The organism is Pseudalkalibacillus sp. Hm43 (assembly GCF_051842935.1).
Lineage (GTDB): Bacteria > Bacillota > Bacilli > Bacillales > Fictibacillaceae > Pseudalkalibacillus.
On the sequence record NZ_JBPXRR010000002.1, the window covers coordinates 173,522 to 200,476 of the forward strand.

22 protein-coding genes and 1 riboswitch are annotated in these 26,955 nt (G+C 44.2%); of the genes, 3 read left to right on the forward strand and 19 right to left on the reverse strand.

What is annotated here, in order from left to right; translation table 11 throughout:
* Positions 1-89 precede the first annotated feature (89 nt).
* The 7 genes from ACSVDE_RS17240 to ACSVDE_RS17270 all read right to left on the reverse strand — a co-directional run bounded on the left by ACSVDE_RS17240 (position 90) and on the right by ACSVDE_RS17270 (position 12,397).
* The gene (locus tag ACSVDE_RS17240) at positions 90-674 is read right to left on the reverse strand and encodes a hypothetical protein (RefSeq protein WP_439302207.1); all 585 of its coding nucleotides are present in this window, start codon (positions 672-674) and stop codon (positions 90-92) included.
* A 55-nt stretch (positions 675-729) separates the two neighbouring features.
* On the reverse strand, positions 730-1,560 hold the full coding sequence (locus ACSVDE_RS17245) for an imm11 family protein (RefSeq protein WP_439302208.1): 831 nt from the start codon (positions 1,558-1,560) through the stop codon (positions 730-732).
* 78 nt (positions 1,561-1,638) lie between these two features.
* On the reverse strand, positions 1,639-5,916 hold the full coding sequence (locus tag ACSVDE_RS17250; RefSeq protein ID WP_439302209.1) for a polymorphic toxin-type HINT domain-containing protein: 4,278 nt from the start codon (positions 5,914-5,916) through the stop codon (positions 1,639-1,641).
* A gap of 2 nt (positions 5,917-5,918) precedes the next feature.
* On the reverse strand, positions 5,919-10,598 hold the full coding sequence (locus ACSVDE_RS17255; RefSeq protein ID WP_439302210.1) for a VWA domain-containing protein: 4,680 nt from the start codon (positions 10,596-10,598) through the stop codon (positions 5,919-5,921).
* Between the two features lie 352 nt (positions 10,599-10,950).
* Positions 10,951-11,445 (reverse strand): S4 domain-containing protein, encoded by a 495-nt coding sequence (locus ACSVDE_RS17260; protein ID WP_439302211.1) that lies wholly within the window; start codon positions 11,443-11,445, stop codon positions 10,951-10,953.
* Positions 11,446-11,581: 136 nt separating this feature from the next.
* Positions 11,582-11,728, reverse strand: a complete 147-nt coding sequence (locus ACSVDE_RS17265) for a hypothetical protein (RefSeq protein ID WP_439302212.1) — start codon at positions 11,726-11,728, stop codon at positions 11,582-11,584.
* 48 nt (positions 11,729-11,776) lie between these two features.
* Positions 11,777-12,397 (reverse strand): flavodoxin family protein, encoded by a 621-nt coding sequence (locus ACSVDE_RS17270; protein ID WP_439302213.1) that lies wholly within the window; start codon positions 12,395-12,397, stop codon positions 11,777-11,779.
* Positions 12,398-12,511: 114 nt separating this feature from the next.
* Here ACSVDE_RS17270 and ACSVDE_RS17275 point away from each other — a divergent pair, with 114 nt between their 5' ends.
* Positions 12,512-13,012, forward strand: coding sequence for a hypothetical protein (locus tag ACSVDE_RS17275; protein WP_439302214.1), 501 nt, complete (start codon positions 12,512-12,514; stop codon positions 13,010-13,012).
* Positions 13,013-13,024: 12 nt separating this feature from the next.
* Here ACSVDE_RS17275 and ACSVDE_RS17280 read toward each other — a convergent pair whose 3' ends face one another.
* Positions 13,025-13,561, reverse strand: a complete 537-nt coding sequence (locus ACSVDE_RS17280; RefSeq protein ID WP_439302215.1) for a GrpB family protein — start codon at positions 13,559-13,561, stop codon at positions 13,025-13,027.
* Between the two features lie 132 nt (positions 13,562-13,693).
* A riboswitch (purine riboswitch) is annotated at positions 13,694-13,795 on the forward strand.
* Between the two features lie 83 nt (positions 13,796-13,878).
* Between ACSVDE_RS17280 and ade the strand changes: the two genes are divergently transcribed.
* A complete protein-coding gene (gene ade / locus ACSVDE_RS17285; RefSeq protein ID WP_439302216.1) occupies positions 13,879-15,612 on the forward strand; it encodes an adenine deaminase in 1,734 nt (577 codons plus the stop codon).
* Positions 15,613-15,730: 118 nt separating this feature from the next.
* Here the strand turns inward: ade and ACSVDE_RS17290 are convergent, their stop codons facing one another.
* The 5 genes from ACSVDE_RS17290 to ACSVDE_RS17310 all read right to left on the reverse strand — a co-directional run bounded on the left by ACSVDE_RS17290 (position 15,731) and on the right by ACSVDE_RS17310 (position 20,056).
* On the reverse strand, positions 15,731-16,072 hold the full coding sequence (locus tag ACSVDE_RS17290) for a PH domain-containing protein (RefSeq protein WP_439302217.1): 342 nt from the start codon (positions 16,070-16,072) through the stop codon (positions 15,731-15,733).
* Positions 16,073-16,138: 66 nt separating this feature from the next.
* A complete protein-coding gene (locus tag ACSVDE_RS17295; RefSeq protein WP_439302218.1) occupies positions 16,139-17,416 on the reverse strand; it encodes a DUF4179 domain-containing protein in 1,278 nt (425 codons plus the stop codon).
* On the reverse strand, positions 17,413-17,931 hold the full coding sequence (locus tag ACSVDE_RS17300) for an RNA polymerase sigma factor (protein WP_439302219.1): 519 nt from the start codon (positions 17,929-17,931) through the stop codon (positions 17,413-17,415). Before ACSVDE_RS17300 ends, ACSVDE_RS17295 begins: the two co-directional genes overlap by 4 nt.
* A gap of 261 nt (positions 17,932-18,192) precedes the next feature.
* Positions 18,193-19,206 carry a C45 family autoproteolytic acyltransferase/hydolase gene (locus ACSVDE_RS17305; RefSeq protein WP_439302220.1) on the reverse strand — a complete coding sequence of 338 codons (1,014 nt, stop codon included), beginning with the start codon at positions 19,204-19,206 and terminating at the stop codon, positions 18,193-18,195.
* Positions 19,207-19,369: 163 nt separating this feature from the next.
* Entirely contained in the window at positions 19,370-20,056 is a 687-nt protein-coding gene (locus ACSVDE_RS17310) for a YetF domain-containing protein (RefSeq protein ID WP_439302221.1), read from the reverse strand.
* A 355-nt stretch (positions 20,057-20,411) separates the two neighbouring features.
* Here ACSVDE_RS17310 and ACSVDE_RS17315 point away from each other — a divergent pair, with 355 nt between their 5' ends.
* On the forward strand, positions 20,412-20,702 hold the full coding sequence (locus tag ACSVDE_RS17315; protein ID WP_439302222.1) for a hypothetical protein: 291 nt from the start codon (positions 20,412-20,414) through the stop codon (positions 20,700-20,702).
* 67 nt (positions 20,703-20,769) lie between these two features.
* Here the strand turns inward: ACSVDE_RS17315 and ACSVDE_RS17320 are convergent, their stop codons facing one another.
* The 6 genes from ACSVDE_RS17320 to ACSVDE_RS17345 form a co-directional block, all read right to left on the reverse strand.
* On the reverse strand, positions 20,770-21,681 hold the full coding sequence (locus ACSVDE_RS17320; protein ID WP_439302223.1) for a diacylglycerol kinase: 912 nt from the start codon (positions 21,679-21,681) through the stop codon (positions 20,770-20,772).
* A 201-nt stretch (positions 21,682-21,882) separates the two neighbouring features.
* Positions 21,883-23,316 carry an Asp-tRNA(Asn)/Glu-tRNA(Gln) amidotransferase subunit GatB gene (gene gatB / locus ACSVDE_RS17325; protein ID WP_439302224.1) on the reverse strand — a complete coding sequence of 478 codons (1,434 nt, stop codon included), beginning with the start codon at positions 23,314-23,316 and terminating at the stop codon, positions 21,883-21,885.
* 14 nt (positions 23,317-23,330) lie between these two features.
* Complete coding sequence (gene gatA, locus ACSVDE_RS17330; RefSeq protein WP_439302225.1) at positions 23,331-24,788, reverse strand: Asp-tRNA(Asn)/Glu-tRNA(Gln) amidotransferase subunit GatA; 1,458 nt, start codon at positions 24,786-24,788, stop codon at positions 23,331-23,333.
* Between the two features lie 18 nt (positions 24,789-24,806).
* Positions 24,807-25,097 carry an Asp-tRNA(Asn)/Glu-tRNA(Gln) amidotransferase subunit GatC gene (gene gatC / locus ACSVDE_RS17335; protein WP_439302226.1) on the reverse strand — a complete coding sequence of 97 codons (291 nt, stop codon included), beginning with the start codon at positions 25,095-25,097 and terminating at the stop codon, positions 24,807-24,809.
* Between the two features lie 140 nt (positions 25,098-25,237).
* The gene (locus tag ACSVDE_RS17340; protein ID WP_439302227.1) at positions 25,238-25,456 is read right to left on the reverse strand and encodes a hypothetical protein; all 219 of its coding nucleotides are present in this window, start codon (positions 25,454-25,456) and stop codon (positions 25,238-25,240) included.
* A gap of 56 nt (positions 25,457-25,512) precedes the next feature.
* Positions 25,513-26,955, reverse strand: a complete 1,443-nt coding sequence (locus tag ACSVDE_RS17345) for a PLP-dependent aminotransferase family protein (RefSeq protein WP_439302228.1) — start codon at positions 26,953-26,955, stop codon at positions 25,513-25,515.

Consider the following 26,955-nt stretch of genomic DNA (forward strand, 5'->3'; position numbering starts at 1 on the left):
AACAACCTCAGGAGTTTAAAAGAAGGAAGCACAATATAATGCTCCCTTAGCTGAATAACCTATGAATTCTTTAATCGCGCTCTTCGGAATCAAACATAAGCTCTCCATCTATCGAACAATTGATAAAGAGATGCTTTATCTGAATTTCCTTTCATAGCTTTAAGTAACATATTATAGATCAGGTTCCGTGCATTAAGGGTTTTCTTTGCTTTGAACCCCAATAAAACAGGTGAATTCACATGCGCAAGCGACTTCGGTTCTGAAACAAACCCCCAATGGATGCTGTTAAAATTGTGTGTAAATACCTCAGAAAAATAAATTGAAATATCCATAGCTAAAATAAGAGTACCGGTAGTTGGCTTATAAATATTTTCTTTAACATCATTTTTTAACCATTCAGGTACTTTTTCCATTTCCCTTTCTAATTCTTCTGAAGTCTTTTGGTTGGGTTCTATTTGCGATAGATACCACTCCCATAAAGGGATTAAGGACTGCGGAGAATAATCTAAGATGTCTTTATTATTGCTATTAGTGAGTGAGTATGCATCTTTCAAAAGATCCATTCTTTCCTGTATATTTCCCACATACCAATCGAAATGCCTTTGAGCTTCCTGTTTTGTCATTTCCTTAAACGGTATCACTTTAAAAGGTGGATCCATTAAAGGGTACTTCAAATTTAGTCCTCCTAAAGGAAACACTGTAAAAAGTGGTTTCCTTAGATGCAATCATCTATAGTTTATTAGAAGTATTCACTGTTCTCCACTTCATCTCTAAAAAGATAGGTGGGTAATAGATGGGGTTCATCCATTTATAGTCACCATCTTCTTGAAGATGACCGATCTGTGTTTGTTTTTCATCTCCTAGACGCATAGCCCATTCCAAACTCTCACTTACAACAACTTTACTTTGTTGTTCTACTAAATTTGTTGCTTCTTCAAAACTATAAATCTCTTGAGAGGTATCCATTGTTGGAACTGGCTTGGCAACCACATCTTCTTTCTCACTCTTCTCGGAATCCCAGACTTCTATAAAATCAAAACCCTTTAGACCAGATTCTAGAACTCGCTCTCTGAAAAGGTCAGATACAAAAACCTTTGTACTGAAGATTATTTTTTTCTCGTGATCAACAATTTTGAAGATATTTTCTTCTTTTATTACATCTTTTTGAAAGGCATATTTGGTGTACTCCATAATTTTCCCATTTCTAAATCTCTCTACTTCTGAATGCCTTTCATCAATACAATCTAGGACATTAATAACATTGATGGCATAATACTCTCTCTCCCCACTCTCTGTGAGTAAAGGCAGTAATTCCACATTTTCGTTTAATAATTCATTCAACACTCGGACAGCTTTTTCACTGAAAACAGGGTGTATAGAGAGTCCATCAGGAAAGTCACTTTCTACTCCATCTTTATACCTTTCAACTTGAATTGGAGTCCAATTTTGTTTCATCGGTTCCCCACGAAAATTATCACGAAAAATATCGCTAGCTTCCTCGTTTGAAAACGAAAGTACTTCATAATCACCAAATTCAACTGTTAACATCCATACTTTCACAGAACCCCTCACCTTCGAAATGATGCATCCTCTTTTGTTTGAAATAAATAAACAAAAGAGGATGTCAATTAATTATAATTAATAGCTGTGTAGTAGAATCTTAGAGGTTAAAAGTTCTTTTCTGATGACTTGTAATGTATCCTCAATTGCATCAGCAATTTCCTGTTCATTTCCTCCTAAGTTCCTATTTACTGTTTCTATTATTCTTTCATTTACATACTTGTAATAGCTTCTTAAATGATTTCCATTATGAGTAGCTATAAACATTCCGCCATCCCAATCCGGGTCGAAGTATTTCGAATAACCTGGAATGTTTGGAAGCCAAACGCCATTAGTAGCAGAATTTATCTTAATATTATATTTCGCTAAAAGATCTCTGGCTTCCTTTGTATATTTTGATCCAACTGGCACAATATGATGTGCTTGCCAGCTTTTGTCTCCGATTTTTTCTGGTTGTTTAATTCCCGCCTCCAGCAAGTTTTTACCAAGTCTTTGAGATGGTGTTCCAGAGGTAGTGTCGTCAACCGTTTTTCCAATAACATTATCTTTGTAGAAATATGGATCGATACAGTTTTCGTTATGGACAAGTATACCTAGGTCCGACACATAATACGTGTGGAATCCATCTACAGTAAAGTTATAGACAGTTGCTGGTTCTTCAATTTGATGGATTTGGTTGATCGGTAGGTATTTTCCGGTATGGGTCTCAATCCGATCTCCTACTTGTAGGTCACTGGTTTCCACCCACCCTTTACCGTCAATCCAGAATGGATGATCGGATGTCGTGGTAATGGTTTCATCAGCAATTTTCAGCTTATACGTTTCATCAACCTGATTTTCAAACAACCGGGTAACAGGTTTATGTGCAACTTCTCCTGTATCCGTATTCTTTGCTAGAACCAAATCACCAATTTCAATGTCTTCAATCGACTTCGTACCATCGTCTGTCATAATCTTGGTTCCTGCTGTGAAACAGTTACAAGCTACTTTCCACATCTGAAGGTAGTTATCCAGATCTTCAGAAGTCTTAATTCCAATAGCTTCAATGTGTGACGGTTTGAATCCTAAATCTGACAGCTTCGCCAGTTCATCCAACGTAAACCCTTGGTTTAACGCTTTCACAAAAGCGTTTGATTCAATACCGTTGTTGATCCAATGAGTCGCATAATTCTCCGGCATGATGTTATGGTCGGCTAGTCGGACCGCATCATCTAATGGGATGCCTTCATCGAGGATCTTTGTAATCTGGCTTCCTGTCAGCCCTCTGTCTGTCAGCTTTTGAAGATCGGAAAGTCCGTCTGTTCCGTATTCTTTCCCAGCACGCTCAATCAGTTCTTTGCTGACATTCGAATTCTGCAGCTTTTTAATTAGAGTATCTGCAGTGGAAAGGCTGTCTGTACCAGATTTTTCTACAACTTCTAGAACGAAGTCCTCTGAAAACTCGTTTGCAAGACGGTCGGCGATCTGTTTATTGGCAATCCTCTGAGACACCTTCTGATAAAGCTCTGTGACTGCTTTGTTCAGACCAGGGAATATTTTAGCTAGTACACTGCCCCCGATGGCCCCGGCAATACTCAGAATCGCTTCAGTGATGATCGCATCACCGGCCGACGAATCCCCATTGATGTAATACGCATACATATTGTTAAGCAGTTCGACCATGAAATAGATGGTCAGCGCTGCGAGTGCCACACCGAGTATACCGCCTAGAATTGTGCCTGAAGCGATGAGTGAGGCTGCTGATATGATCATGATGAAGTTATCGATCAAAGCGACTAACGCAGCGATGTCGACAGCAAGGCTTGTTGATCCACCTGCGGTTCCGCCACTGATCATATAACCGGCAGCTCCTGAATCTGGATCCATGACGATGAATCCTGTTCCACTCCAGTCATAGTACTGGATGTTCTCTTCAGGAATCGTGACAATCCGTCCCTGATTAACGGCATTGGAAATATCATTTTTGATTGTATTGCTTACTTTTAATTTCGGTAAGACTTCCGAAATGTTTTGCTTTGTCACCGTATGAATCGGTATCCCTCTGTTGTTCGCTTCCTCCAACACCTTAATGGTGGATACAGAAGGAATACCGAGGAATTGCTCATAAATGCCGTGTTCCATTGCCGATTCAATTGAGCCCTGGGCAAGCATAAAGGATAATTCATCCTGCTTTTCCCCTTTTTCACTCACGACCGAAACGACATTCCGGTCTACATCGATATACATGCCACCAGGAGCCACTCGAGCAGGACTCATGAACAGATAGCCGACATTCAAGTCATACCCTGTCATCGCTTCTGTCAGAAGTCGATTGGAGGATACTTCATATTGCTCAGCGATCAATTGTCTTGTTGTATCCAGCTGTCCGAAATACGTTTTCACGACTCCGTTCAGGATCTCTCCGATGGCTTCGTCTGTGTACATCGTCTCAGCTGTCACATTTTCTTTCAGTTGCTCAAGATTCGCTTCTACCTGTTCAAGTTCTGAAGCAGCGATTTTACCGTAGTTCAATCCTACTGCGTAAAATGCCCCTGCTTTTACCGGGTTCTTCACTTTTTCTGAAACCATTCCCGGTGCCTTGAATTCCATGACGAACTCTTGCGTATACGCCATCCCGACAGGCTTACCTGTAGCGACGTCTTTCCCATCCATTTTAAGGACAGGTGTTACCTTAATCATATAGACTGGGGTGTTAAAAATCCCGCCATATTCAGCGATGATTTGTTCATCTTCCTCTGTAGCAGGTACCCATGATAAGGTGATTCTCTTTCCGTACAAGTCAGCTGCACGTGCTTCATAGGAGAAGTCATATTCTCCAGGGAAATTGAATCCGAACGGATTTGCTCCACCGATGCTGAACTTCACGGATTCACTCATATCAGAGGAGACGGCGCTGTATTCATCCTGGATTGCAATTGTTTTGTACGGGAGCGTCAGAGGAAGGATGCCGAGCTTCTCTTCCTTGATTTCCCATCCACCGATCACTTCTTCCATGCTGGCTTCTTCCAGACCGTTCTCTTTGATGTAATCTTCAAGTTTTTCTGTTGCACCATTGATTTGTGTTTGGATGGCATTCATATCCACATTTGTAACGGTATTCAAGTCACCTGACTCTTCACCGCTGTTCTGTGTGATATCAAGCAATGCGTCTTTATCCAGTCCGGTAATCTCTTCAACATTGATTCCTTCTTGATACATGTTTTGCTTGAAACTTGGATCAAGTGGAACCCAGACCTTCTCACCTGTTCGATCACCTGCACCTCGGTAATCCTCATAAGGTACATATGCTTCGACCCAAGTATGTTCCATTCTTACGGCAGTGATTTTCCCTTGATCAATGACGGTTGCCATTGGAATACCGAGCGATGCGAGTGTTTCAACTGCATGCTTCGGATTTTCTACCCCCACCCAGCTCGTCACTTTTTCCATTGGGACTTCGACCGTACCGCTAACATAACGTGCCGGGATTTCTTTATAACGTAATAAAGAAATCAGCATCGACGCCTGGTCTACATCGTTCCCGCTCAATTGCTGCAACGTACCTGTGGCACCTTTTCGGGAACCGTAATAAGGCTCGAATTTCACATTGTTTCTGACAAATTCATAGATTTCCAATGCTGAATCCAGTGAATCTGCTGTTTCACGGATGTCTTCCGTGAAGGTTGTTTCCGTCGTTTCAGCTAGGTCTTCCTTGGCTGGCGCTTCGCCTTCAATGGAAGCAGCAGTTAGACTCGCTCCTTCAAGAGACGGCTCTTTTGCCTCAAGATTTACATCCCTGTTCGGAAGTGTATTCCCGATTGGAAATTCTGGGGCTTCTGGCGCCATCAGCTCTTTGATATCTGCTAGCTGAGCCCTGATTGCTTCTACATCCGTTTCCTGCAAATTCTTAAAGTCAGAGCCCTTCTTGTCAATTAACGTTTCCAAACCTGTCATAAGCTGATCCAGCTCGGCCATCTTCTCATTTAGCTCTGCTTCATATTCGGATAAACGTTCAATCGCTTTTTTGTGGTTTTTGACTTTGTCTTTGTGCTTGTTAAATTCTTGATCGATATCATTGCTGGACGTTTTAATCAACTTTTTCGCGTCTCTGATAAGGGATTTTAAAGTTTTAAGATCCTTTTTATCGAGTTGCTCGTCCATGTCTTCATAGTACTTGGAAAGCTCTTCTGCAAATTCCTCCAGCTCCGTCTTCGGAAGCTCTTTTCCCTTATCGAATCCTGCACCTAGTTGCAGAACCTTATCCTTCGACTTAAGGGTTTCTGCTACATAATGGGTAGGAAACCCGAACGAAAAGGAGACAGTGAACAATAACAGGATTGTGATATGTTTCATCCATCTTTTATATGATTTCTTCATGGTTACTCTCTACCTCCCATATACCATTGGGCTTGGAAAAGGCTCATCACATTCTCCAGGCTCCAACGCATTTGATCCTGGTCTGCCTTTTGCAATCCTTTGATGATTTCAGCAATGGCATTTTCCAGCTCAGTTACGGAGGTAGGTGGGTTGGATTCATACTGTTTTAACTGCTCCGCTAATGTTTTCAGAACACCCTTTGATTTAGAGCTTTCAATGTTTTGGATAGCAGTTTGAAGTAGTGTCTGTGCACTATCTTCCACTTGAATGAAAATCTCCTCATTTTGAAGGGCATGATAGTCACCTTGCTCCCAATAACCGTTTTCTGTGATGAATGAATACGTTCCAGCTTCAGAAGGCGTCGAAATCATATATCGCAGAACGGCTTCTTCATCCTGTTCCAATGTCTTTCTCCAAATCAAAGTGTCATTTTGTAACGTAAAATCAATCGGATCGATTACAGTAACCCCAGCTGGAATTTGCTCCGTAATCTTGGCGTCGATTGGTCCCGTCAGCGCCTTTACGCTCACTTCTATCAATTGCCCGTCACCTGGTGCAGGAGTGGATCTTTTCGGAGTTACTTTTTCGACGATCTTACCGACTAATGTTTCAGGTGCGATGCCTTCAAGCTGACGTACATCCAAACCAATATGGACAGCAGTACCCTTTCCATATTCATTGGCGATGACGACAGGTTTTGAGTTTCCATCGTTCAGTTCAGCCCACACTTCAGCAGTCGTCAAATCGTACCGTTGCCCTTTGCCTGTATACGTTCCTTTCATGTCTGCATATAGATTGGAAGTAACTGCTTTTCCGTTCGCATTAAAGCTTCCGTTCAGCTTTGCTCCAAATACATCTGAGACCTTCAAATCAGCCAGGTTGGCATTATTTGTGACGATCAACTGATGACCGTTATGGACCTTTGCTAACAGCTCTTGATCGGATAGACCAGTCAATGGCTGTTGAATATCTGTAATCAAGTACACGTTGTATTTGCTTGAACGAAGCTCTTTGATGAAATCATCTTTATTGGATACGACCTTCGAATAATCCGCTTTTTCTTTCAAGAGTGGCTGGATCCAACTGTTTTCATCTGCATTCTCTGTCCAAACAAGGATACGTGAGCCTTCTTTGATTTGTTTTTCAACATGAATCGGACTTCGTACTGTAAAGGAATTGCTTCCGATCGGTATGAGCTGTCCGTTTTCAAGCTGTGTACGCAGAACGACAAGATAGCTCCCTAACGGTAATCCGGCAGTCTCGTACGAATAGGCTCCTGAGTGCTTGCCACTCACATCTAGGCTGACTTTTTCATCGAATGTATGAATGACTTCTTCTGTGATTGGATCAACGATCAATACTTCTGCATTTATATTTTCAATCTTGCTGTTGCCGTCATTTTCAAGCGAATACGTGATCTCAGCTTGCTGACCGATGATAAGGTTTGATTTTTCAATCTCTATCTGTCCGATCAATCCTCGTCCGGTTGATGCCGAAGAGAGAATTTCAAACGTTATCTCATTAGATGTCTGGAATTCCGATCCATCCCAAACCTCTGTCTTGACTGTATAGACGCCTGGCACTGCCTGTCCGTTATCCCAAGAAAATGATCGGTCTAACGTTTGTTGTGCATTGATGAACGGGATCTGCTGTTCCTTTTCAAACAGGATTTCTTGATCAGCGTTCACAATGGTAGTCCGGACGATGAAATCATCGAAATTTTTGTTGATCGATTCATTATGGAGGCGATTGGTTATGATTACATCTTCTCCAGATGGATATTCAGCTTTATCCGTTGTAGTTGTTACCTTTAATCCTCCGAAAGGAACAATAGAAAATTGTGTCGTCGTTTCACTGACAATGATTCCTTCATCTTTCAACGTCACCTTGACCCCGTAATTTCCTGTATAAGTCGTTCCTGTATTCCAGGTCATTTCATAGGTAGAGGTTCCTTTTGCTTCAAGAGCATCGATGGCATACATACCAGCATGTTCAACAAAAGACCCGTCCTCATCGACAATGTCGACTGTTGCAGTCAATTGTCTTTCTTCTTCGGTATTGTTTTGGACTTCTATACCGATTTGAATATCTTCATTCGCGGTGTAGGTCGTTTGATCAAGTTGTATGGTCGTCTCTAAAGAATCCGTCACGCTGACTTGAAGATTCTCTAACGGTATATTCTTCTGCTCACCGCTTGAGTCCGTATAATCCAGATGTGTATTCTTCGTCACATCAACGGTTTCACCCGGTACAAATGATTGGCCATTCATAGCTAGTGAAATCTGTTCGATTTGGTTCATGACAATGAGGCTGTAATCCCATTCAACCGTCGTCGTTCCATTTTCGTTGTCCAAGACTCTGGTCGGTACTGGACTGGATTCTGCTGAATCAATCGAAATAGAACTTGGCAGAGTGGTGGACAGGGTCACATTTTTCCCTGCCAGGTTGAAGATTTCTCCCCCTATTTCATCCATCATTTGTTCCAGTTCTTCTGGAGTCGGGCTATAACGATAGGTTCCTCCTGTCGCAGTTGCGATCGTCTCCATGAGATATTGATCGACTCCTGAACCCAGGCCGATTGTATGGATGGTAATCCCTGCTTCTGCGGCTCTTTCTGCTTCTCTTATTGCGTAATAACGCGACGATTCTCCGTCTGAAAGCAGAACGATGACTTTTTCACGATCAGGGTTGCTTTCATCATTGTAAAGACTTCTTGCCTTGCTTATACCGGAATGGATCGATGTTCCGCCGGAAGCATAGGCACGATTGATTGCTGTCTTTAACAATTCCTTATCTGACGTGAAATTCTGAATTAAGGACGCCCAATAATTAAAGAAGATGACAGCGCCACGATCTTCAGATTGAATCAATTCCACCATCTTTTTTGCAGCTTTCTTTGTTTGTGTAACAGATCCAGACATACTTCCAGATACGTCCATTACAAATGTCATATCTATAGGTGTACGTTCTGGCTGATCAGGTGAGCCAAGTCCTTTAAGTATGTAAGATGCGGTGATGTTGTCAGAACCAGGTGTCACAAATTTTTTATCCAAGAATTGTTCCGCTTCCACTCTTGTTGGCGGTGGTGGTGGCTGGACTTCGAATTCCTTTGTCGTTTCTACGATAAGCTGGTCTTTTTCATAGATGAATGTCTTGATGGTATATTTGGCAGCTTCCTCTACGTTTGGCTGGAACACCAGCATGTTCGTATTTACGATTGGCTTATCCACTTTGCAGATGATGTTCTTCTCTTCTGAAGCAATCAGCTCACCTGCTGGATCATAAACTTCTACCCTTTGGCGAACTTCTCCATCAATATTGCTGGATTGAAGGAGTGAGACTTGGACATTCACGTCTTCAGGCTTACCGACTGTCGTATTTTCAGGAGACAACTGAATCGTTGCGTTTTCGATTTTGAATGTCGGTAGGACTGTAATTGGCTTTTTACTCGTTGCGGCAATCTTCCCAGTTTGTTTATCCTTGATTTGTACGATTACCTTATACTCCCCAGGTGCGTGATCTCTGACTTCCCAACGCAATTCCTCTTCCACATTGACCGCTTCAATGTCTCCACCAGGTGTTTCAATAAATGCAAGAACTTGTACATTCCCGGAGGCGGAATCGTAATTTGGTTTGATCAGCATGGTTTCATAAGCAGAGAATTCGGTGGCTGGAATCTTATCTGTTTCTGAAATCTTATATAGTTCGATATCTGAAATGGATACACTTGTAGCTTCAAGGTAAGATTTCAAAGATTGCAGTGCTAACAAGGTCAGATACGGATCGTCTTCCCAACTCCCGTTTTCTTTTTGAACGGAAAGGACCTTTTCATGCACCCGATTCACTGGCTGAAGGCCATCGGTTTGTAAAATAGCCTGATAGGCTGTCAGGGTCCGTTGGAAAGCGACACCTTCCATTCCCATAGTCTGATCTTCTTGTTGCAAAGAAAGAAGATAATCACCAGCATGCTTGAGAGAGGCTAAGATTTCTTTCGAGGTTGAACCGCTGGTTACGAGATAATCATTAAGAAGTAGAATGGTTCGTGAGGTGACGATGGCATTGCCTGGTCCTTTTTGATTGAAAGCCCAGCTGCCATCTTCAAGTTGTTCATTCAAGAGGTAGGTAATTGCTTTCTGAATTGAAGCATCATTACCTTCTATGTTGTTGATGAGTTCATTAAGTACTAAAACTGTGTCAAAAACATCACTTTCATATCCTTCCGCAGCTCCCCAACCCCCATCAGGATTTTGTGAGTTTAGGAGTTTGCGAATTGAGTTCTGGCGAGATTCACTATCTTTAATAAACGGGAGAGTTCTCACCATGAAATCGTTGTTAGGATATTCCTGACTTTCTAGCCAGGCTGATGCTTTTGTTAGTGCTCCTTCGTCGATTGAATAGGATTGAAGGTATTTTGCAATTTCAGAGGTGTTCCTTATTTTTTCGGCAGGAGCAGTACCCCAATTACCTTCTTCGTTTTGGTTCTCGATCAACCAGCTTTCTGCCTGTGTAATCACCTGTTCAACTGCTTCACTATCTGAAGCTGATACAGATGCTGTCATCCCTTCAGTCATGTTTTGCTGTTGAGCTTGTCCCATAGATGGAAACACAGTAAAGAAAATCAAATTACAAATTACTGCATAAAGTAATACTCTTTTACTGTACAACTGTTTAAAATTGAACACATTATATCCCTCCTTGTCATTTTTTCAATTTTAATATCGACCCTAAGAACCACTATCGAATGAGAACAAAGAACCATTTAATGGATTTATTTGTAATTTATAAGATTTTTTTCAAGTAATCTGGGTGTAAAGGCTATTCTAGTTAATAGAAACAAAGGGTCATAGTGCCTAGAACTAGAACTGCGTGGAATACGTTTTCTCATTTACAATTATATTGGGTATATAACCTTACCCCTGTAATGATTTTTTTGAAAAGATTTGAGGTGGAATTGTGAAGTGGTTAATGGGGTGGGCTCGTAAAAACGATAAAAAAAGCAAGCCCGAAGCGTTGACCGCTCAGGGCTTGTTTACGTTATAGCATAATCAAGATTTGGTCTGTGGTTTTTAACTTAGTCGAGGGTTTGATTGGTCGGTTGTTGATCTGGATCGTTCCTTCCTGGATGCGTTTGTTGATTTCCGTACGGCTCCATTCATCGATTTGTTTGGCAATCGTTTTATCGATTCGGAAGTTTCCTTCGACTTCAGATAACTCTATCTGGACTTGTTCAATCCCTTTATCCGCATATTCTTCAATAGGGATCTTACATACTTCGTTGGTTGCTTCTTTCTCCTCTTCCACCACTCTTGCGTGGCCGGTATAGGCCTGGTAGATCTCCAGCTTCTTGTTCCATGTATGGTTCTTTTCACATTTATAGATGGCGAACCGGTAGATGTTCTTTCCATTCGCGTTATGGCGGCGGATCATCGTGTCCGTGAACTGGACTGTCTTTCCACAGTTGCTGCAATGTTTTTCAATCGTCATATCTTGTGCCTCTTGAAGAGACCATGTCATTTGTACGTTCTGCATTTCCTTCACCTCGTTTTAGATGTAAGGAAACGTAACGCTTCTATTTGGACACCTTGCAGTATGAAGTTTTTTGAGCAATATAAAAAGGTTCCCCGAATAAGGGAACCTCAGAATCTGTACATGCTGCAGATTTCGGTTACGTTCCTTTGTAATGGGTTTGAGACAGACCGCTCCCGTTCAGCACGCCTTCAAAAAAGCTGCTTCGGTAAGCGTCTATATCCAAAATGTGTTCCATTACAAAGTAGTTGTTGGCATACAGGTAACCTGAAATCCTTTCTTCCAAATAGATTAACCTCAGTTTACTAGATTGTTCCAGTTTTGGCAATATGGTTTACGCCATCACATTCCCTTCAGCTGGGATCGGGTTTTCTTTCAGGATGCGTGCCATGTGCATAAGATTATGGGTCATCGTTTTGACATTGTTTTGTGTAAAGTCGTTATCGCGTCCTGCTTCCATATAAGACGGACCAGGACCCGCTTCTCCAACCCAATAGGTATCCACGTTCGGTGGTATCGTGAAACCGATGTGAGATAACGCATATAAAATCGAGCGGGCGGCGTTCTTCGCACCGTCTTCGTTTCCGGTGATGACGACGCCTCCGACTTTGTTGTAGTAAACCGCTTGTCCTTTTTCATTCGTATGATTGCTTGCGCCGTAAAGGCGTTCGATTGCGTGTGCCGCGATACTGCTCTTTTCACCTAACCAGAGCGGCGTTCCGATGATCAGGATGTCGGCTGCTTTCACTTTTTCATAGATTTCAGGCCAGTCATCCCCTTCGCCCGTGTTGTCGGTGATGCCGTAGCCGATGTTGTAATCCGCCAGCCGGACAATATCGTAGGTCACATCGTGATCCTTGAAGATCTTCAGGGATTCATCGATCAAGGCTTGAGTGTGGGACGTTTCATCGCTTTTCTTCAAAGAACAATTGAGTACGACAGTATGTAGTTGCAAGAATGATCTCCTCCTTTAACTTCGTATAGGGTTCATTCCCTTAATCCGAATACATTAATCCTCGGCTCAGTATGGTAAAATGTGGGCAACACATGGCATGGAGGTGTTGGGTTGATGCGCATGAGTTGGCAGATAGTTGTTTCGGCGTTGGTTCTTTTGATGGTCGGCTGTACGGCGGAGGAAACGATGGAGAAGAAGGTCGTTTTACCAGAAGATGCTCCTGACTTTGTAAAAGTGGAAGATATTGAAGCAATCGACTGGGACCGAACAGCAAGTGAATTCGGAGACCGGGGCATGATTGGAAATGAGGGTAAGACTGGGATCATTGGTGCTGATATGCCCGTTTTGGAAGGTCAGAAATGGATGTGGCACTTGTGGGATGTATCACCAGGTGAAGAAATGACAGTGGTCGGTGTACATAAAGATACAAAATCCGTTGAGAAAGTACTGACGAATCCTTCGAAAGAGACCTACTGGTCGTTGGAACTAGCTGGGCCGAATAACGGTGCTGATGTTCATCGACCTTCGAATGTACGTGTATCGAAAGAAGGGAAATGGGCTTTCCTCGTCTATGTGAATGGAGAATTGCACGACGTTGTGGTGAAGGAAGTATAAAACGCCCTGGATTCAATCCAGAGCGTTTTTCCTATTTAAGATCTGATCCACGAACACTTTCTTTCCATCAGTATAAGCTTTTTCGTTTGTCGGGTACTGTTGTGCAAGCTGTTGTTTATGTATCTCGTATTCTTTGGCTGTCTCTGGGTTCTCGTTCAAGTAATCTCGGAAAAAGGTATGCTCCTGCCACCAGCTCCCATTGTGTTCAACAACGTGGAGGATGTGGGTTTTGGTGAGATTCTCGAGACTTGAGAACTTCGCGAAAACCACCTTCCCCTCTAGAATGACCTTTTTCAAACGGTAGTAGCCGTTTTCTTTCAGCTTGTCCTCATCAAACTTTTCTACATCACTCATAGATTCTACACCAACAAGAATATCGATGATCGGCTTTGCTTCTATGCCATTGATGGCAGTGCTCCCCATATGCTGAATGTCAGTGGTATGTTCTCCTATGATGGAATCGAGCAGTTCTTTTTCTTTTAAAAATAACGCTTTCCAATCTGAATCGTGCGATGCTAAAACGACCTCTCCTTTATTCACTCCGAGCACAAAATCCCTCCCGTACTTTTTCGCATCACTCTAATCTACAGGGTTCTAGAAAAAACTTCACAGTCCTTCTTTTTAACTTTCCGTTGACACGGTCTTCATCGGCGTATAAAATGTGTCTTAATATTTTTTAATGCAAAATAATATAAACCCGCTCGTATAATATTGGAAATATGGTCCAAAAGTTTCTACCAAACTACCGTAAATGGTTTGACTACGAGAATGAAGGTCGGAGTCCTGTGCGTAAATAGTCTGCGATCCTCCTTCTCTATGTCAAACCCTAGGTATCTAGGGTTTTTATTTTTCTGGGAGGGGTCATTATGAAACAGAATAGAGATCAATTGAAAAAACGGATTGCCGTTGCAAGTGGGCAAATGCCTGCAGATACAGTTATTAAAAATGGAAGGATCATAGATGTCTTCAACCTTGAAGTCATTAAAGGGGATATTGCAATCGCTGACGGTATGTTCGTCGGCATCGGGTCGTACGAGGGCAAACAGATCATTGATGCGGAAAACCGTTATGTTTGTCCTTCGTTTATTGATGGTCATGTACATATCGAGTCGTCCATGGTGACACCGGCTGAATTCAGCAAAGTCGTCCTTCCCCATGGTGTTACGACTGTCATCACAGATCCGCATGAGATCGCCAATGTCTCAGGTGAAGAGGGTATCCGCTTTATGCTGGAGAACTCCGAGGGTCTTCCCCTGGACGTCTATTTCATGCTTCCTTCCTGTGTCCCTGCAACGTCTGTTGAGAATTCAGGAGCAAAATTGTCGGCGAATGATCTGGAGCCTTTTTACAATCATAAAAGGGTGCTCGGTTTGGCCGAGGTGATGGACTATCCAGCGTTACGCTCTGGCGCTGATACGATGGTCGATAAGCTTGTAATGACCTCTCAGCACACGGGCCAAATGGATGGTCACTTAGCCGGTCTGGATACGGACGCCATCAATGTCTATAAGGCTGCCGGGATTGGAACGGATCATGAATGCAATACAGTCGAGGATGCAATAGAAAGGTTACGGCGCGGGATGTATCTGTTGATCCGTGAAGGATCGGTTGCAAAAGACCTGAAGTCACTAATTCCTGTCGTGACTCCGAACAATGCCCGCCGTTGTCTCTTTTGTACGGATGATAAGCACCTGGACGATCTCATGGTGGAAGGTAGCATCGACCATAACGTTCGTTTAGCAATTGAGTGTGGGTTGGATCCGCTGATGGCGATCCAGATGGCCTCACTGAACGCCGCCGAATGTTACGGATTGAAGCAGAAAGGTGCGATAGCGCCAGGATATGAAGCAGACTTTTTACTATTGGATGATCTGGATTCTATCACGATAAAAGAAGTCTATAAGTCAGGGCAGCTGGTAGCACGTGATGGAGAGTATGTTGGAGATCTACAGGAAAAAGCAGAGCCAAGTTCTGAGCTGCAAAACACAGTGAGGATTCCAAGTTTAGATGAAGCCGACCTGCAGATCCCTATTCGGGATGATGGTACTGCGAATATCATTGGAATCATTCCGAATCAATTGAACACCACCCACCTTCAGGAGTCGGTTGAAATTGAGGATGGACAGTTTACATCTTCTCTGGAAAAAGATCAGCAAAAGTTGGTGGTCGTAGAACGACATAAGAACACAGGGAATGTGGGATTAGGAATCGTAAAAGGATTTGGATTGAAGAGTGGCGCAATCGCGACCACCATTGCACATGACTCCCATAACATTGTTGCAACGGGAACGAACGACGGAGATATCCTTAGAGCGATTCAAGCTCTACAGGAGATAAGAGGCGGGCTTGTCGTGGTTAAAGATGGTGATGTGGTGGCATCGCTCTCTTTGCCAATTTCAGGCTTGATGTCGGGTGAAGGATATCGTTCGATGGCTACCGGTCTCCAACAATTGAAGCAATCACTCGTGGATGTTGGATTTGAAGGTGGATTCAATCCATTCCTGACCCTATCCTTCCTGACACTGCCCGTCATTCCAGCCTTGAAACTGACAGACCTCGGACTCTTCGATGTGAACCAGTTTAAGCACATAAAAGTGTGAGTGCCAGGTACGACAATTTACCCCTTGCGCCACAAGGAATTGAAAAAAGTGCCTGGCACCGATTTCGACTCGTTGATACAACTGAGTTTGTGATCGGTGCCAGGCACTTCATTTTGTTTTAGAGTCGGTTGTTGACGGTTGTGGCGAACTTGTCGGGTTCTTCATCCATGATTTGTGTAAAGGTGAATTGATCCCCTTCCACCTTCAGATAATACCGCTTAGTAAATAGGCGTCTTTCTAGTTTGAATGTGTGTACATCCTGATAGGGGAAGAGTTCTGTGTACTCGCCGCCTTCCACATTTGCATCACTGATAAAGATAAGGCGTAAAGTAGTTGCTGCGAGCAATCCCGGACGTGGTACCTTGCTGTAATGGTAGACGTTGATGGAACAACGAATCGTCAATAAGATCTGTTCGTCTTCAACTAGTAGCTTTTCGATTGAATTTACAGTAGCATGCATGAAATCGCTCCTGACATTCTGTTTGTACTTATTACGAATCAATCCAAGAAAAGTTCCCTTTCATACTCACTTAAGCGGCACTGTGATTGAGTCTTCCAACGGTTCAATAGCTTCATACTCTGTAATGTGCAGGGACGAGTCCCCTTGCAGAACACCATCAAAACGAAGTTTTAAAACTTTGAGCAAACCATCTTCTGTCTCTTGATAGGATGGCGCATCGACTGATTCTAATGAAATCGAGCGTTCATCCCCGACTAGTTCTGCTTCCAGTACACTGAAACTCTCATCTGCGGTTAGAGTAATTTCGGTTTTTCCGTCCACTTCTTTACTCTGATTAACAGACACTTTTTGATTTCCTATCTGATATGAGCCTGGTTTTACCGGAATCTTCGTATCGGAAGAATAGGTAGTCAAAGCACCATCGAGATAAATCAACAACTCTTCCACATCACTTAATGGGTCGAACTCAACGTTGAATGTATAACCGAGCAACCCTGAAGAAGTCCCTTGTCCTTGCTTCCGTATAGTGTTTCCATCGGCTTTAAGGCGGACTTCAAATCCATCGGAGATCATCCCACTGTTCCATGCCTCTTCGTCTTTTACGTGAATTTTTCCAGTCAAGACAGTTTGGGTAGGTGTTGCCACCAAATCCTTAAAAACGAAGTCTGCACTGTCTGTCTCGATGGTCTCGTTGATCTTCTGCTTATACTTCGTCATCATCGCTTTCGAACGATCAATTTCAAAAGGAATCTCCACAGTAGTCCCAGGTTGATTATCCATGTGTAAATGAAAAGTCAATTCTTTCGCAAACGGATTCGGAGGCTTATACGATTGGGTAATTGTCACGGTTGTATTGTCCTCGCTTGTCATGGCTGTGCCCGAAGTTTCTCTGGTCTCAACAAGGAAACCGTCTATCGTAGCCCTTGTGCTGGAGTAGAGCTCATCAGCATTTTTATTAAGGTCATAAAGCGTGTAGAAGAGAATCAGTTGATTATCATCCAGCATCAAGCCATCGAGCGTGACCTTTCCTCCGTTCAGAAGTTCCGCACTTTTTCCGATGACCTGCCCTTTCCCTTGTTCGTTTAGCTCGCTCAGTGAGTCAGTGAGGATCTCATCATACCCAAGAATTTTCTTTCCGTAATAAGCAATCGTATCGAATTGGTAGGTGAAAAAGAATACAAAGATGAATGAAGCAGCAAGAAGGAAACCTTTTTTCCATTGATTGTTCCGTTTTGGTGGTGTCTCGTTCAACTTCTGACGAAGACGTGTTTCAAAAGAATCTGGCGCTTTCAAGGAGCGCATTTCTTCTCCATCTTCTTTCAGTTTCTTTTCAATTTCCTTCATAGGTATTCACCTCCCAATAATTCTTTCAGCTTCTTGAGACCGGTTGAAATCCTGGATTTGACCGTGCCAAGAGGGACTTTCGTGATCTGCGCAATGGTTTCATAATCATAATCCAGCCAGTATCTTAACTGAATCGCTTCCTTCTGGTCGTGATTCAAACGTTCTAAGTGGGTTTTCACGTCCAACTTGTAGATGGCAGTGTCTCCTTCTTTATTTAGGAATGATTCGGGCGTATTTTCCATGACCGTTACCTTTTTCCGTTTCCTTAATGTATCGTGACACTGGTTGACGAGAATCGTTTTGCTCCAGCTATAAAAGGATGCTCGTTTTTTCAGTTTGTTGATTTTTTCATAAAGGATGACGATCATGTCCTCTAACGCATCCATGGCGTCTTCTTCATGTCTTAAGTAGCTATAGGCAAGCCGATAATACTCATCTTTTCTGGCAAACACCAACTGTAACAGTGCTTCTTTATCCCCTCTTTGTGCTCGACGCACCAACTTATCGATCTCCAATGGCTCTCCCCCACTTTCTTACCTGTTAGAGTCGTGAACCCCACAAAAAGTTCATTCTTATTTATGATTTTTTTAAGCATCACTTAGAAGTGCCAGGCACCTTTTTAGAAGCCCTGATATTCAAGGAATCCTAAATGGTACCTGGCACCGATGAATTTTAATTAAACGTTTGTTTGATTTTACAAATGTTGATAGGACAGTGGTTTAGGTCATTTAATCAAATGTTTGTTTGAAATGTTGAGAAAGATGTCGATGGCCTTATTAAGCTTTTTTATATGTACTCATCATACCTTTTAACACATTTGTGGGTATCGGTTTCCCTTTTACCCAATCCTGGAATTTGAGCTCCAATGTCTCACCTTTCGCAACTTTGGTCAAGAGACGGTCTTCGTCAAACAGGTAAGCGAAGGTATGTAGTGTTCCGAAGAACTGCTCATAGTCTTCAAAGAACATCGGTGATTCTGGATCACTGAACCACTTGAAGACCTCTTCCCCATCTGCATGCTTCGTATCAATTGCTTCTTGTCTCGCTTTTGAATGGCCGAGCCGCTCTCGGTTGAAATGGCTCATTCCGGCATCCTGAAAGTGGTTCGTACATGCTAACGCCTCTTCTCCTGAGCGAACCACTACTTTTTCCGGTGCCGTTTCCACAACCGCATGATTTCCGTTTTGGTCCCCGATGGAATAATTGTAGGAGCAAGCGTGTGGGAGCTCTTTCAACAACTGGATACAGTCATCCGTCGATTTACACAGGTCCGCCATCATCCGGACGATTGTACTGCTCATAAACCCCGTCACCTGGTTCGCGTTGTTCACAAAGTGAAGAGCAGTCGCCACGCCATGCTCGTTGACGCTCTCATGACGTCCCATCTGGTGAAGGGTATATCCAGCACTTGCAGCAGCCTCCGTCGGCTGGCTGAAAACGAGCTGATGATCATAAATCGCAGGAGAAAAATCATAGTTCCGTACCAGATAATCCTGAGTGACTTTGGAAGAACAGCCGATGGCTTCCAGCTTCGGTAAGTCGTATCCGCTGAACAAGCGCAAAGCTCTCTCGAAGGACATCTCAAGTGCATCTCCTAAGCCTTGAATCTCATCTAGTAAATGTGGAGCGAAGCTTTTGAAAACCGCTGTTGTCTCGTTCACATCAAACGGCACGTGCATAAAGTCTTTCATCCAATATAGACTCTTTGGATCCAACTGCTTCCCCTGATTATAGCCAATCTGATACGCACTGCCTCTAAACTCCAACACCTTTACCTCGAAATTCCCCAAAACTGACGCCCCCTTATGGTATACTTTTCCATCAGTTTACCATAAAAGTACCTGGCACCGATTAGAAATGCTTGATTATCAAGGCTTCTAAATCGGTGCCAGGTACGGAATCTACGTTCAATCAAACGTTTGTTTGAAGTGCGTTTAAATTTGTCGAATGGCTCTACTCATCTTTCCGGTCTACGTAAAGGGAGCCATCTTTTTGCACCTCAGCGTAAAACACTTCCCCTGGTGAGGTGATGTCCACTTTCCGTAATTGCTGCTCCAACCATAGAACATTCAGGTTCAGTTTGGCTAAGTTCTCCTCGGACACTTCTCCATCAGAAATGACTTCTGTGCCGATTGGAATGACTTTCTTTGAACTCATCAAATTCAGGTCTGCCTTGGTCACCGTCTGCTTTTGCTCTTTTTTCATAACCGATAACGTTCCGTCCGTTTCGAAGATCGCATAATCTACATCGGCCAGGCTGAACACGTTTTTCGATCGTAGCATCATATTCAATGAATCCATGTCCAACCGGGCACTCGACATGGCTCCTTCTACAATCTTTCCTCCTTTAATGACGATGAGCGAATCTCCGTTCAGTAGCTTCCGGGATGATTGGAATTTGAGATTGAGATATCCAATGGCTACTGTGAACAGTGACCATCCTACAAGCCCATATAGCCCATTCCTTATACTGAGTGCATTGTCGGCTGCCAAAGACCCAGCGATGTTTCCGATCGCCACCGCAGACACAAAGTTATGGAAAGTGATCTGGCTCAGTTCTTTCCGTCCCATCAACCGCGTTAGTATCAGTAAAGCGACGAAAGACAGCACTAACCGAATCGATAATTCATAGAGGCTCATTTCTATCCGACCTTTCATAGTCATTATCGTTAATGTAACCTACTTTCCTACGAATAATGTTCGATACGAGGTTTAAGAAGGTATATAATGTCAATAAGAGGAGGTTTTGAGTATGGACTTTTTTGGTGCAGGGTTTCTTTTCTGGGGTTGTATCATCGCATCGCTAGTTATCTTGATCTACTCCATCACGAAGCGAGACTATTCTTATACCATGATTAGCGGGTTTATCCTGTTTCCCGCGACCCTTTACTTCCTTGGCTCACCCACTCTTTGGTGGATTGCACTCTTTCCATTCCTAATATTCAGCTTAGCCACATACATAAAAAGAAAAAGCAGCGTCTAGGAGGCTTTCATTATGACCGATATTGTTCTGTTGGTTGCCATCAGTTTCAGTTGGATCATTTTCAGTTGGCTGGTCATTTATTTTCACAAAAAAATGCAATGGTATATCCTCCCCTATTCCGTTTTCCAATTAGGTGCAACCCTTCTTGTATATAGCATCACTTTCGTCAAAGGATGGGCAGGCATAGCCTATGGCAGTATCGGACTGCTGATCATCAGCATTTCATTGTTTTTATTATTGATTGTAAAACTCTATTACCGCATGAAATATAAAGGCCTAATGGAAGAAACGGAATATATGTAGGCATGCTTTCAAGGTAAAAGTTCAATAAAAAAGAGTTGAATCCATAGTGGATCAACTCTTTTTTGCTTTAGTCGATATTCGTTTCGAAGCGATTTTTCGGGACGATCATCTGCAGGTGGTGTCTCAGGTTTACGAACTCCCCTGGTAAAAGCCCACCGTATTCCCCGTCGAGGTTCAGCTGCATCTTTTCATCCGTATGGATTTTCACGCGTCTCGCTTTTTCATAGATGACATGCTCATCTCGGATGTGGTCACCTTTGATAGCAAGGGTCGCCACGCGGATGAATTCAGCCAGGTTCGCTTTTTTCAAGATGACAAGGTCGAAGTACCCGTCGTTGAACTCAGACAGTGGTGCGAGTTTTTCAAAACCGCCGACCGAATTCGTATTCGCCACAAGGAATAACATAATATCGCCTTCGAACACTTTGTCATCGTACTCGATCTTGACGTTCGTCGGACGGATCGACGGCAGCATTTCCATCCCTTTCAGGTAATAGGCAAGCTGGCCAATCATCGTCTTCATCTGGCTCGGCACCGCATACGTCAACTCAGTCAGCTTACCGCCACCGGCGATGTTGACGAAGTATTTGCCATTTACGCGTCCGATATCAACCGGAATGTCGACGCCTTCACACAGCACGTTCACAGCCCCTTCAATCGTACGAGGGACGCCTAGGGCGCGTGCAAAGTCATTGGTCGTTCCTGCCGGGATGATGCCCATCTTCGGTCGGTTCGGAAGCTCGGCAATACCGTTGATGACTTCGTAGATCGTTCCGTCTCCCCCAGCTGCGATGACGAGATCGTACTCCCTCTCCACTGCTTTCGTTGCTGCTCTTGTTGCGTCACCTTCGTCGGCACAAGTGGCGTGAGTGGACGTTTCATAGCCTGCCTTCTCGAGTTTTTCGAGTATGTAAGGCAATTGACGTTTCACTTGTTCCCGCCCTGATGTCGGATTATAAATCAATCGTGCTCGTTTCATAAGGATCACCTTTTTTAACTTTCTATCTATCTGTTTACGTCATAGGCTCCAGTTTCGTGTCAGGTTTGTGCTAATTTTTTCTAACTCATCTTATTATAGTGACCTGTCATGCAAAATGCAAAGTCCTAATTTCACAGGACAAGCAGATTATTTTTCCAATCAGAAAGGAAGCCCGTTAATGGGGCTTCCCTGCACATTTCGTTATCGTTTGTCCATTTCTTCAACTAACAATTTGTTGACCATCGGCGGGTTCGCTTTCCCTTTCGTCGCCTTCATTACCTGGCCGACGAGGAAACCGAGTGCACGGTCTTTTCCGTTCTTGTAGTCTTCGATTGATTGTTCGTTTTCATCTAAAATGCCTGTCACGATCTTGCGAAGCTCACCTTCATCAGAGATTTGGACAAGTCCTTTCTCCTTAACGATGACTTCTGGGTCGCCACCGTTTTCAATGAGTTCCTTGAAGACTTTCTTCGCGATCTTAGAAGAGATCGTTCCTTTTTCAATCAGGTCGATCATTTTCGCGAGGCCATCTGGCGTTAACGCGACTTCGTCGATCTCCTTGTACTCTGCGTTCAAGTATGCGGACACTTCACCCATCATCCAGTTGGATGCGGCTTTCGCTTCTGCACCTTGTGCGAGCACTTCCTCAAAGAAATCGGACATTTTCTTCGACTGTGTTAAAACCATCGCGTCATAAGCAGGCAGCTTCATGTCTTCGATGTAGCGCTGCTTACGTACGTCCGGAAGCTCAGGGATTTCTGAGCGGACGCGTTCGATCCAATCTTCGTCGATGGAAAGACCAACGAGATCCGGCTCTGGGAAGTAACGATAGTCGTCAGATCCTTCTTTAACACGCATGAGGATCGTTTTCTTCGTTTGCTCATCAAAACGACGGGTCTCTTGCAGGATTTCTCCACCGCTAAGCAGTTCTTTTTCCTGACGGACTTGCTCGTGCGCAAGTCCTTTTTGAACGTTCGCAAAGGAGTTCAGGTTCTTCAGCTCTGCCTTCGTACCGAACTTCTCTTGTCCGACTGGACGGAGGGAGATGTTTGCGTCGCAACGCAATGAACCTTCTTCCATTTTACAATCGGAAACTTCCGTATATTGCAGGATCGCTTTCAATTTTTCCAAATAAGCGTATGCTTCTTCCGGCGTACGGATGTCCGGCTCGGATACGATCTCGACGAGCGGTGTTCCTTGACGATTCAAGTCCACAAGGGAGTGTGTGCCGTCGTCCGCGTGCATCGATTTACCAGCATCCTCTTCCATATGAAGACGCGTGATCCCGATTCTCTTTTTAACGCCATCAACTTCAATTTCAATCCATCCGTTTTGTCCGATCGGCTTATCAAATTGCGAGATCTGATACGCTTTCGGGTTGTCAGGATAGAAGTAGTTTTTACGGTCGAATTTCGTTTCGCGTGTGATTTCACAGTTCAGTGCCATCGCAGCGCGCATTGCGAAATCTACTGCTTGTTTGTTCACGACAGGTAGAACCCCTGGGTGTCCGAGACAGATCGGGCACACGTTCGTGTTCGGCGGTGCACCGAATTCTGTGGAACAGCTACAGAAGATCTTCGAGTTCGTTTTCAGTTCTGCGTGGACCTCAAGTCCAATGATCGTTTCAAAATGCATCTCTTCGTCCCCCCTTACAATTCCGGCTTGTTTTGATGATGGTCAGTCGCTTGCTCATAAGCGTGCGCTACGCGATAAACCGTGCTTTCATCAAATGCTTTTCCGATGATTTGTAGTCCGACTGGCAATCCGTTTGAAAGTCCGCATGGAACGGAGATCGCTGGTACGCCTGCAAGGTTCACAGGGATCGTCAGGATGTCGTTCGCATACATCGTCAATGGATCGTCGATTTTGGAACCGATTTTGAAGGCGGTCGTCGGCGTCGTCGGTCCAAGGATGACATCATATTTTTCAAAGACTTGGTCGAAGTCGTTCTTGATCAATGTACGTACTTTCTGAGCTTTCTTATAATATGCATCGTAAAAACCAGAGCTTAGCGCGAATGTTCCAAGCATGATTCGGCGTTTCACTTCGTCCCCGAACCCTTCGCTTCGCGTTTTGTTGTAAAGCTCAAGCAGGTTCTTCGCGTCTTCCGCTCTTACGCCGTAACGGACACCGTCAAAGCGTGCGAGGTTGGAGGATGCTTCGGATGAAGCGAGCAGGTAGTAAGTCGCTACACCATATTTGGAGTGAGGAAGGGATACTTCTTCCCACTCAGCACCCATGCCTTCTAAGACTTTGAGGGCTTCCATGATGCGGTTTCTGACTTCTTCATCTACACCTTCACCAATGTATTCCTTCGGTACAGCAATTTTGAGACCTTTTACATCGCCTGTGAGCGCTGATGTGTAGTCTTGCTTGTCCACGTTTGCAGATGTGGAGTCCATTGGGTCGTGACCTGCAATCGCTTGTAGCAAGAACGCATTGTCTTCAACCGTGTTCGTGATCGGTCCGATCTGGTCGAGTGAAGAAGCGAATGCCGTAAGTCCGAAACGGGATACGCGTCCGTATGTCGGTTTCAGTCCGACAACACCACAGAATGCAGCTGGTTGACGGATGGAACCACCTGTATCGGATCCTAATGAGAAAAAGACTTCTCCAGCAGCAACGGATGCTGCTGAACCACCAGATGATCCACCTGGTACATAGTCCGTGTTCCATGGGTTACGCGTTTTGAAAAATCCTGAGTTTTCGTTCGAGGATCCCATCGCGAATTCATCCATGTTCAATTTTCCGATTGTGACGGTTTCCGCTTCGTTCAGCTTCTGTACGACTGTCGCGTCATAGACCGGTACGAAGTTGTCTTGAAGCTTACTTCCGTTCGTCGTGCGGAGGCCTTTCGTCGAGATGTTGTCTTTGACTCCGATCGGTAGACCGAATAAGAGTCCGCGCATCTCGTCGGTCCCCATTTTACTATCAAGGAAGTTCGCCTGTTCGCGCGCCGCTTCTTCATTCAACGTCAAAAATGCTTTCACTTTCTCATCCACTTGGTGGATCCGAGAGAAGGAAGCATCAACGAGTTCACTGACTTTCATTTCTTTCTTATGTAAAGACTCGTGTAGCTCTGAGATCTTCTTATCAAATAATGACATCGTCCGTTTTCTCCCTCCCTACTCTAGAACTGCTGGAACTTTGATAAGTCCGTTCTGCTTGTCTGGTGTATTTTTGAGTGCTTCTTCGTTGTTGAGCCAAGGCTTCGTTTCATCCTCACGAAGAACATTCTTCATATCTAAAACGTGTGTGGTCGGTTCCACATTTTCTGTATCGAGTTCATTCAGCTGTTCGGCATAACCGATGATGTCGTCCAACTGTTTCGTAAACATGTCCGCTTCTTCATCTGTCATGTCCAGACGAGCAAGCTTCGCAACGTGCTTCACTTCTTCTTTCGAAATTCGAGACAAATCGTCCACCTCCAAAAAATCGTACGTATTGCAATATACTGATGATACCAAAAAGAACTGCAGAGAATCAACACAAGACCCAAACACACTCATGGCGTTTAATTCCAGGGAACTAGGATTCCACTTTGATTTCGCATCCCTCAGTCCACATTTCCGCTCTTTCGGGTTGTTTCTCTGCTTTTTCGAATCACTTCGTCGCACTTTCGCACCACTTCTTTGCTTTTTCGAACCGCTTCTCCGCTTTTTCGAACCGCTTCTCCGCTTTTTCGAACCGCTTCTTCGCTCTTTCGAACCACTTCTCCCTCTATTCGAACCGCTTCTCCACTCTTTCGAACCGCTTCTCCACTCTTTCGAACCACTTCTCACGCAAATGAAGTTTCATCAAGAACAAGGATCTGGATAACCGCCCGCCCCTTTAATTATTCGTCAGCTGTAAGGCGATCAACGTGGCAAGTTGAGTGATCCCTTCCGTATTTTCCCGGTCACTGAGTGTTGAGTAGCTGAGTCGGATCGATGGAGTTGGCGCATCGGTCACATAGCACGCGCTACCTGGTAAAAAAGAAATCGAGTGTCCTTTCGCTGCAACTTGCAAGGCTCCTACATCAACCGTCTCGGGTAGCTCCACCCACAGGTTCAATCCGCCTTTCGGAAGTTCATACTGCACTTTGCCTTCCAAATAGACTTCGAGAATTTCCGTCGTGATGTCCCTTCTGATCTGCAAGGCAATCCTGAGCTTCTCGAGATGGTCCTTCATCCGCTGCGTCCTCATGAACGGGAGGATCGCTTTCTGGTTCAACAAAGGGCTCCCGACGTCCATCGAAGCTTTCGAAATATACAAAGCTTCATATAGTGACTCGTCCGCAATTAACGCTCCGATCCGGATTCCCGGTGCCATCGTCTTACTGAACCCTTTCAGGAAAATACAATGCCCCGACGTATCAAAGTACTTGATTGGCTTCGGCGGCAGCATACCATCAAAGTACACTTCACTGAACGAATCATCCTCGACGATCAAGAAACCGTATGTTTCAGCAAGCTCGAGCAGTTCTTTCCGACGCTTCTCACTCATCGTCCGACCTGTCGGGTTCTGGAACGTCGGATTGACGTAAACGAGCTTCGGAGGAGCTACCTCGCATTGTTCCTCCAACACATCCATTCGCATTCCTTCTTCATCCATCGGGATCGGCAATATCGCATTCCCGCGGTTCATGAACGTATCAATTGCCGCCCCGTAACATGGACTTTCCACCGCCACCGTGTCTGTCGCGGTCAAAAACGTATTGGCCACAATGTTGATCCCCTGCTGGACACCGCTCGTAATCAGGATGTTCTCCGCTTCCGCCCTGTATCCGAGCTGATGTTCCAAATACTTTGTAACCTCACTTCTCAGCTCCTCATCCCCTTCCACCGGTCCATAAGTCGTTAAAATCATCGGGTTGTCATCGAGGATCTTCTTTGTCTGTTGCGCGAGAAAATGACTCGGCAACAGTCCAGGTGACACGACCGCTTTGGAAAAATCGTAATGGCTTTTCGTCCGGTTCACCAAATACTGAGACCGCTGAAGAAGCGTCGAGAAAACCTCCTGCTCATCACTTCCTTCTATAAACGGCTTCGTTTTGTGTTTACTTTTTACGAATGCCCCTTTTCCTTGAAGGATTTCGATATGTCCCTCTTCTTCCAACCGCTGATACACTTTGTTCACTGTGAGGTAATTGACCTTCAGTTCCGTTGACAGCTTCCGTAACGATGGCATTTTTTCACCGTCAGGCATAGATCCGGTCTGAATCCGGTTCAAAATCTGGTGGTAGATCTGCTGATGGATTGGCGTGGCGGATTCCTTTTGCACCACGAGCTTCAT

Coding starts and splice junctions, on each gene's coding strand:
- ACSVDE_RS17275 (WP_439302214.1), top strand. CDS start 12,512: ATGCGCATGAGTTGGCAGATAGTTGTTTCGGCGTTGGTTCTTTTGATG.
- ACSVDE_RS17260 (WP_439302211.1), bottom strand. CDS start 11,445: ATGCAGAACGTACAAATGACATGGTCTCTTCAAGAGGCACAAGATATG.
- ACSVDE_RS17315 (WP_439302222.1), top strand. CDS start 20,412: ATGACCGATATTGTTCTGTTGGTTGCCATCAGTTTCAGTTGGATCATT.
- gatA (WP_439302225.1), bottom strand. CDS start 24,788: ATGTCATTATTTGATAAGAAGATCTCAGAGCTACACGAGTCTTTACAT.
- gatB (WP_439302224.1), bottom strand. CDS start 23,316: ATGCATTTTGAAACGATCATTGGACTTGAGGTCCACGCAGAACTGAAA.
- ACSVDE_RS17320 (WP_439302223.1), bottom strand. CDS start 21,681: ATGAAACGAGCACGATTGATTTATAATCCGACATCAGGGCGGGAACAA.
- ACSVDE_RS17345 (WP_439302228.1), bottom strand. CDS start 26,955: ATGAAGCTCGTGGTGCAAAAGGAATCCGCCACGCCAATCCATCAGCAG.
- ACSVDE_RS17290 (WP_439302217.1), bottom strand. CDS start 16,072: ATGCATGCTACTGTAAATTCAATCGAAAAGCTACTAGTTGAAGACGAA.
- ACSVDE_RS17310 (WP_439302221.1), bottom strand. CDS start 20,056: ATGAGCCTCTATGAATTATCGATTCGGTTAGTGCTGTCTTTCGTCGCT.
- ade (WP_439302216.1), top strand. CDS start 13,879: ATGAAACAGAATAGAGATCAATTGAAAAAACGGATTGCCGTTGCAAGT.
- ACSVDE_RS17250 (WP_439302209.1), bottom strand. CDS start 5,916: ATGAAGAAATCATATAAAAGATGGATGAAACATATCACAATCCTGTTA.
- ACSVDE_RS17295 (WP_439302218.1), bottom strand. CDS start 17,416: ATGAAGGAAATTGAAAAGAAACTGAAAGAAGATGGAGAAGAAATGCGC.